The organism is Arthrobacter sp. P1_B11 (genome assembly GCF_056406715.1).
On sequence record NZ_JBFTZQ010000041.1, the window covers coordinates 21,359 to 27,792 of the forward strand.

Genomic DNA, 6,434 nt, shown 5'->3' on the forward strand with positions numbered 1-6,434 from the left:
TTGTCAGGGGCGGGCGGTAGCGCGACAACGTCCGGGGACGGACCGAGCGCGGGTGGCCTCAGGAGCATCCCACCATGAAGAAATCTACTTTCAGCACTGCCGCGCGCCGTGGAGTAACTCTCGCCGCCGTTTCTGTTGCAGGGCTTGCACTTTCCGCCACCGCCGCAAACGCGGCAACCCCCACCGCCAGCACCTCCACCTGGGACGCCCTCGCCCAGTGTGAGAGCGGCGGTAACTGGGCCACGAACACCGGCAACGGTTTCTCCGGCGGCCTGCAGTTCACCCCGCAGACTTGGGCCGCCTACGGCGGCACCGGCTCCCCTCAAGGCGCCTCCCGCGCCCAGCAGATCGCTGTAGCCGAAAAGGTCCAGGCCGGCCAGGGCTGGGGCGCATGGCCAGCCTGCGCCGCCAAGCTGGGCCTGAGCGGCGGCGCTACCGCAGCTGCCCCGCAGATCCTGCCGCAGAGTGCACCCGTCCAGGCCGCACCGGTTCAGACTGCTCCGGTTGCCCAGGCCCCGGTTGCCCAGGCCCCGGTCGCCACCGCGGCCCCGGTCCAGGCTCCCGTGCAGGCCGAAGCCCCCGTCCAGGCCAAGCATGTGGCTGCCGTCGCCGTGAGCGGCGAGACGTACACCGTTCAGGCCGGCGACACCCTGAGCAAGATCGCCGACAAGCTCGGTGTTGACGGCGGCTGGCAGAGCCTCGCCGACGCCAACGCTGCCACCATCGCCGACCCCGACCTGGTGTTCGTTGGCCAGGTTCTGCAGCTGCCTGCCTAATTTGGCGGCCGTGGCCTGCTGACAGTTCCGCACTGTCGTGTAGACCCACCCCTGTAGTCCAACGCCGGGCCGCTCCACTTTGTGGGGGCGGCCCGGCGTCGTTCTTTTAACTGGCTTTTCATACGTCAGCGCGCGAACGTGTTTTCTTCCGCAGCAGGCGGTCATTCGCCACGATGGCCGCCGGGCCGCTCCCCTCTGCGGGGCGGCCCGGCGTCATTCGCCTGGATCAGTCGGGCGTCCGGACTGTCCGCTTCGCGCACCCGGGCGTCAGGTCGCTGCTGAACCGGGGACGACGCCGGAACGTGACGTTCGCGGGTGGCGCCCGCCGTCGTTTTCCAGCGGTTCTTCCTCTCAAGTCTTTCCCTTAAAGCAATACAACGCCGGGACGTCCCCATTGTGGGGCGTCCCGGCGTCGTTGTCTGTTCAGTTGCTGATGCTACTGCCTGGCAGGCGTCAGGCGGTTACTTCTGAGGCGTCGCCTTAGGCTGCTGCCGGCAGTTCACGAACGATGCGCACCTTCCAGGCGGCGTCGTCGCTCGTGTCCAGCAGGGCCACTGTGCCCGATGCGAGGTGCAGGGCGACCCGCTTGGCGTGGAGCAGCTCCAGGTAGAGGTGCTCGTTCATGCGGGAAGGGGTGTCGATGACGAACTTCACGGCGTCACGCACCTTGCGGTAGTTGGCGCTGTGTTCGCGGTGCCGGTGGAGTTCAAGCTCGTGGCGCTGCTTCACCCGCGGTTCGTGTTTGTTCAGCCAGTTCACTGCCAGGTGCACTCCGATGACCAGAGCGAGCGAGACGGCGTAAATCCACCAGCCCGTCGACATCAGGAACAGCGGCAGGTTGGCAACAGCGACGATCGCGATCACAACGCGCAGGGCCACCAGCCGGCGCAGAGTCAGCGCGACGGAAGCGAGTGCCGTTCGAAAGCGGTGCTGGTCCTTGCGGGCGGCCGCCGGATCGAGCGTAAACTCGTCCAGAACCAGGATGCCGTTTGCCTCGGGGCCAAGCATTTTGCCGTACTTCGGAACGAAGTGCTGAGGCGCCTGTGACCCGTGTGATTTGGCCGCTGAGGGCGCGGGCAACAGGGGCGCGGGAGAGGTAAGAGTCATGTGAGGGCTTCCAGACGCTGGTGAGGTTTCGGCTATCTTAGTGGTCGGCGCACATTGGTGTATGCATAGGTCCACTATGTGAACACCTTTATTTGGGCTGGGCGTTTGCGAACGTGTGGGCTCGGACACCGTAATTGGCACATCGGGCGCGGGGCGTCAGACTGAAAGGATGCAAACCTTCCTTCCGTATCCCGATTTCCAGCAAAGCGCTGCCGTGCTGGACCCCGCCAGGCTCGGCAAGCAGCGCGTCGAGGCGCTGCAAACACTGCGTGCGCTGGTGATCCCGGAGTACGGCTGGCAGTCACACCCGGCCATCCGCATGTGGATGGGTTACGTCCCGGCGCTCACCATGTACGGCCTGGCCATGGCCGACGAGTGGACCAAGCGGGGGTTTGCGGACAACACCCGAGACAACATTCGCGAGTTCGCCCCACAGGCGGCCCACCCGGATTACGCCGCCAAAATCGCCATGCCGCCATGGCTGGGCGACCCCGAACTGCACCTGAGCCACCGTTCCAACCTCATCCGGAAGGATCCGCGGTTCTATGCGCCGGTTTTCCCGGACACGGAAGCCGACCTGGAGTATGTCTGGCCTGAACCCCGCCACGAGTTCCTGCCCGAGGACCCGGAGGACGACGTGCTGTGGATCCTGCGCGAGCACGTGGGTGACATCGACCCCGAACGCTTGGACAAAGTGGGACTGCCGGCCGTGGGACGTGCAACCCTGACTGCGGCCAGCACCGAAGACGACTACCAGCCGGTCTACGCGGACTCAGGCTCGCGCCGCCCGTCCAAGGTCGCCCGCAAGTTGCCTCCCAAGCAGCTCGTCAAGAAGCCGTCGCGGAAACGCCAGCGCCAGGAAGCGGCCTTCTCCACCCTGCCCGGCAAGTCGCCGGTGGCCGTACCGTTTGAAGGCGGCAGCAAGTTCGCCGTCGGCATGGTTCTCGGCCGGCCCATCACGCTCGACGACGGCCGCTTCGGCCGCAACTTCAAAGTCACCGAAATCATTGACCGTTCAGCGTTCGACTACCCAGCCCTGCTGCAGGATCCCCGAGTGTTCTTCCCGGTTCCTGCGCTGTAAGGGCACAGAGCTTCCAGGTTCCGGTGGATGCGCGGGCCAAGCCGCTCTCGGCAATCGACGGGCCTCGATTTCCGGAAGAACCGAATATTGATTGCCATGGCACGTGCAGATAAGGGCGAGATCGATGCCCCGTCTGGGCCTGTTGATCTAATACAGTGTTCCTCGTGCGCTTCGCGGTGGAACCGCACGTCATATGGATGGGGGCCAAAATGGCGGCAGGGGACGGGGCTGCCGAACAGTCGCGTTTAGCGGCGGAACGCGCGGCAAAACTGCGTCGCCAGCTCGATCAGGCAGAACGAGCTGAACGAGCTTGGGCGGCGGGCGCGGCAGGCGAAGCCCGAGTGGCGGATGTGCTGGATGAGCTTGAACCGCAGGGCTGGCGAGTTTTGCACGACGTTCGATGGCCGGGACGGCCAAAGGCTAACCTTGACCATGTCTTGGTCGGCCCGGGCGGCGTCATCGTCATCGATGCAAAGAACTGGTCCGGCGAAGTGCAGCTCCGAAACGGTACCCTCCGCCAAAATAGATACTCACGAGAGCGAGAAGTCTCGGGGGTCTTGGAACAATGTTCGGCGGTCGCGGCACTCCTCGAACCGCAACACCGCCGGCACGTCCAGGCCTGGCTGTGCATGGTGGGCCAAGCAACCATGCACGGAATCACAGCCAGCGGTGCACGAATACAAGGCCTCGATACTCTTCGCAACGCCATCGGCGCTCTCCCCGCTGTTCTGGATTTGGTGACCGTGGAGATCATCCACACTTATCTGAGGGAGCTGCTGTCAGGCGGCACGAGTCCAACCCTGCTGACCACCCGGCAGTTGGACATCGGGACACCTGACCTTGCGCGTGATGCGTTGCCAGCCGCTTCACTGGCGACGTGGCGGAGTGCGCGTCACGCCAGCGACAGCGTTGTTCAAGTGCCCACCGGACGCAAGCCGAAACGCCGGAAAACCAAGAGCTGCCTCGGCGCTCTCCTTTACATTGCGTCGATCATCTTTATCCTTGGTGTCCTCGTCAACGTGATGTCCCACTTGTCGCAGCCAGCCCCGCAGGCTCCTCGCCCCACACCTTCCGTCGTAAAGACAGTGCCCTCCCGTTGATGTTCTGCGCAGGCCGGCACACGGCAGACGGGCGGAACTGGCAGACTGGCAGGCATGACTATCCTTCTGGCAGGCTGTGGCGACCTGGGCACCGAAGCCGGGCTGCGGTTCGCTGCAGCCGGGCACCGCGTTGTGGGGTGGCGGCGTTCGCCCGCGAAACTGCCAGTGGAAATCGAAGGGGCGGCGGCTGACCTGAGCACCGCTGACCTTCCGCCGGTCCCGGCAGATACAACCGCCGTCGTCGTTGCCGTTGCCGCCGATTCGCCGACTGAGGCGGCATACCGTGCGGCGTACGTGGACGGCCTTTCACATGTCCTGGACGCGCTCGTGCGCGACGGTGTGACGCCGCGTCGCGTCCTGTTTGTCTCCTCCACCGCCGTTTACGGCGACGCCGGCGGCGATTGGGTGGATGAAAGCACGACGCCGGCACCCGGCAGCTTCTCTGGCCGCATCCTCCGCGAGGCCGAGGATCTGCTCCTGACGCGGCTGCACGGGACGTCCACGACGGCTGTGGTGCTACGCCTCGGGGGCATCTACGGGCCCGGGCGTACAAGGCTAATAGATCAGGTCCGCAGCGGGTCGGCCGTGATCCCCGAAGACAAGCGATACACCAACCGGATTCACCGGGACGACGCCGCCGGCGCAATCCTTCGACTGTGCACCATGGCCGAGGAGCCCGCGCCTGTCTATATCGGGGTTGACGACGATCCTGCCGAACTCGGTGATGTCCTGCGGTTCCTGGCATCGGAGCTGGGGCTCGATGTCCCGCCGTCGGGCCCGGTTGGCGAGGCGCGCGGCGGCAACAAGCGATGCAGCAACGCGTTGCTGCGAGGGACCGGATATTCCTTCGCCTATCCGACGTTTCGTGAGGGATACCGCGACATTCTGGCCGGGGTTGGAGTGCGGCACCCCTAGGCCGTTGCTCTAAGCAGCACCGGCCGCCCGGACCAAGCTCGCTGGGGAAACGGGAACCAGCCCGGACCGAACGAGACCGAACGCAACTTCAACGAGGGGCCCGATGGATTTTCAGCACATTATTGAAGCAGTCGGCAGGTTCATGGACTTCGCAGGCGTGGCTGTAATGGTGATCGGCGCTGTGGTCTCGATCCCCATGGCACTGCGCGGCTACCAGCCCCGGCGCCTGCCCGCCGATGCCGGGCGCATGTCCGTCTACCGCTCGTACCGCCAACTGCTCGGCCGCTCCATTCTGCTAGGACTGGAACTCCTCGTTGCAGCCGACATCATCCGCACCGTAGCCGTCACTCCGACGTTTGAAAGTGTCGGCGTGCTGGCCATCATCGTGCTCATCCGTACTTTCCTGAGCTTCTCGCTGGAACTGGAAATCACAGGCAGATGGCCTTGGCAGAAGGAGCCGTCTGCGGGCGGTTCCGGATCTAAGGGCAGCTCGCAGAGCAGGGAGTCCGCTGTTTCAGAGACGTAGTCCGTCGGTCGGTTCGCGACAACGTTTCCCGCCAGGCCGTGGTCTGTGGCTGTTCGGTCTATCTTCGTGGCCATCCATTTAAGATTTCGCTCCCTTCAACTCGGTTATCCTTGCGCAGCTAAAAATGTCAGACCCCTCTGACAAAGTTTTCCTATGGAAGCCATGGGGGAACACGCAGCGGATCACACCGCGGGCCAGGCGGTAACGCCGGGCCTTAGCGCGGCTTCCCTGTTGCGGGGCCGCGCGCTTCGCAGCGTTCCCGCTTCAGCTTTGCTCACGGATCACGCGGCGTCCGACGGCGGTGCCGCCGCCGGCGGTGCTGTCACCGGCGGGTCTGTCACCGGCGTGACGTCTACTGGCACCGCCTTCAGTGGCGGGGCTGCTGAGGCCCTGGAACAGTGTCTGGAGGCGCTGGCATCGGCAGTCGACGCCGCGGACAACGAACTCGGGCTGGCTTCCTTCCGGGAGGCGGCGGATTTCGCGGACCTGACCGAGGAGCTCTCCCGCCGTGCCGAGCACCTTCAGCTGCTCGCCGCGGCCGCGGTGGAACGGACCCGCACCGAGGCGGTCAACGCCGCCGGACCCGCGGCCAAAGCCACCGGCTGGACCACCGGCTGGGGCACCGGCACCGACACCGCGGGGGACGTCTCCGGATCCGGAGCGACGTCCGCAGGCGCGGCGCCGGGAACAGCGCCGGGGCCGGCGCGGGTGCGGTCTGTGCCTGCCGATGACGGGTGCCGGAACACCGCCGAATACCTCCGGGTCCGGCTCCGGATCAGCATCGGCGAAGCCCGCCGCCGGCTCGCCCTCGCCGCGGCCGTGCTGCCCCGCACCGGCCTCAACGCCCACCCCATGCCCCCCGCCTGCGAACAGACCGCCGCGAACCTCGCCGCCGGGACCATCGCCTCCCGCGCCGGAACCATCATCAC

Annotated in this window: 7 protein-coding genes; 6 read left to right on the top strand and 1 reads right to left on the bottom strand. The window is 65.8% G+C overall.

The window, feature by feature from the left end; genetic code table 11:
* Nucleotides 1-74 precede the first annotated feature (74 nt).
* Nucleotides 75-776, top strand: a complete 702-nt coding sequence (locus tag AC1D14_RS21360) for a transglycosylase family protein (protein ID WP_476969143.1) — start codon at nucleotides 75-77, stop codon at nucleotides 774-776.
* Between the two features lie 480 nt (nucleotides 777-1,256).
* Here the strand turns inward: AC1D14_RS21360 and AC1D14_RS21365 are convergent, their stop codons facing one another.
* Nucleotides 1,257-1,784: a hypothetical protein gene (locus AC1D14_RS21365; protein WP_230120156.1), complete on the bottom strand. Its 528-nt coding sequence runs from the start codon at nucleotides 1,782-1,784 to the stop codon at nucleotides 1,257-1,259.
* A gap of 268 nt (nucleotides 1,785-2,052) precedes the next feature.
* On the opposite strand from AC1D14_RS21365, the gene AC1D14_RS21370 reads away from it, so the two are divergent.
* From AC1D14_RS21370 to AC1D14_RS21390, 5 genes are all read left to right on the top strand, one after another.
* A complete protein-coding gene (locus tag AC1D14_RS21370; protein WP_476882404.1) occupies nucleotides 2,053-2,964 on the top strand; it encodes an MSMEG_6728 family protein in 912 nt (303 codons plus the stop codon).
* A 155-nt stretch (nucleotides 2,965-3,119) separates the two neighbouring features.
* Nucleotides 3,120-4,064: a nuclease-related domain-containing protein gene (locus AC1D14_RS21375; protein WP_476969144.1), complete on the top strand. Its 945-nt coding sequence runs from the start codon at nucleotides 3,120-3,122 to the stop codon at nucleotides 4,062-4,064.
* 54 nt (nucleotides 4,065-4,118) lie between these two features.
* Nucleotides 4,119-4,979: an SDR family oxidoreductase gene (locus AC1D14_RS21380; protein WP_476882402.1), complete on the top strand. Its 861-nt coding sequence runs from the start codon at nucleotides 4,119-4,121 to the stop codon at nucleotides 4,977-4,979.
* Nucleotides 4,980-5,082: 103 nt separating this feature from the next.
* Nucleotides 5,083-5,505: a DUF1622 domain-containing protein gene (locus AC1D14_RS21385; RefSeq protein WP_230120125.1), complete on the top strand. Its 423-nt coding sequence runs from the start codon at nucleotides 5,083-5,085 to the stop codon at nucleotides 5,503-5,505.
* A gap of 153 nt (nucleotides 5,506-5,658) precedes the next feature.
* The coding region (locus AC1D14_RS21390) for a DUF222 domain-containing protein (protein WP_476969145.1) at nucleotides 5,659-6,434 on the top strand (776 nt) is incomplete at its 3' end.

Coding starts and splice junctions, on each gene's coding strand:
- AC1D14_RS21360 (WP_476969143.1), top strand. CDS start 75: ATGAAGAAATCTACTTTCAGCACTGCCGCGCGCCGTGGAGTAACTCTC.
- AC1D14_RS21385 (WP_230120125.1), top strand. CDS start 5,083: ATGGATTTTCAGCACATTATTGAAGCAGTCGGCAGGTTCATGGACTTC.
- AC1D14_RS21365 (WP_230120156.1), bottom strand. CDS start 1,784: ATGCTTGGCCCCGAGGCAAACGGCATCCTGGTTCTGGACGAGTTTACG.
- AC1D14_RS21370 (WP_476882404.1), top strand. CDS start 2,053: ATGCAAACCTTCCTTCCGTATCCCGATTTCCAGCAAAGCGCTGCCGTG.
- AC1D14_RS21380 (WP_476882402.1), top strand. CDS start 4,119: ATGACTATCCTTCTGGCAGGCTGTGGCGACCTGGGCACCGAAGCCGGG.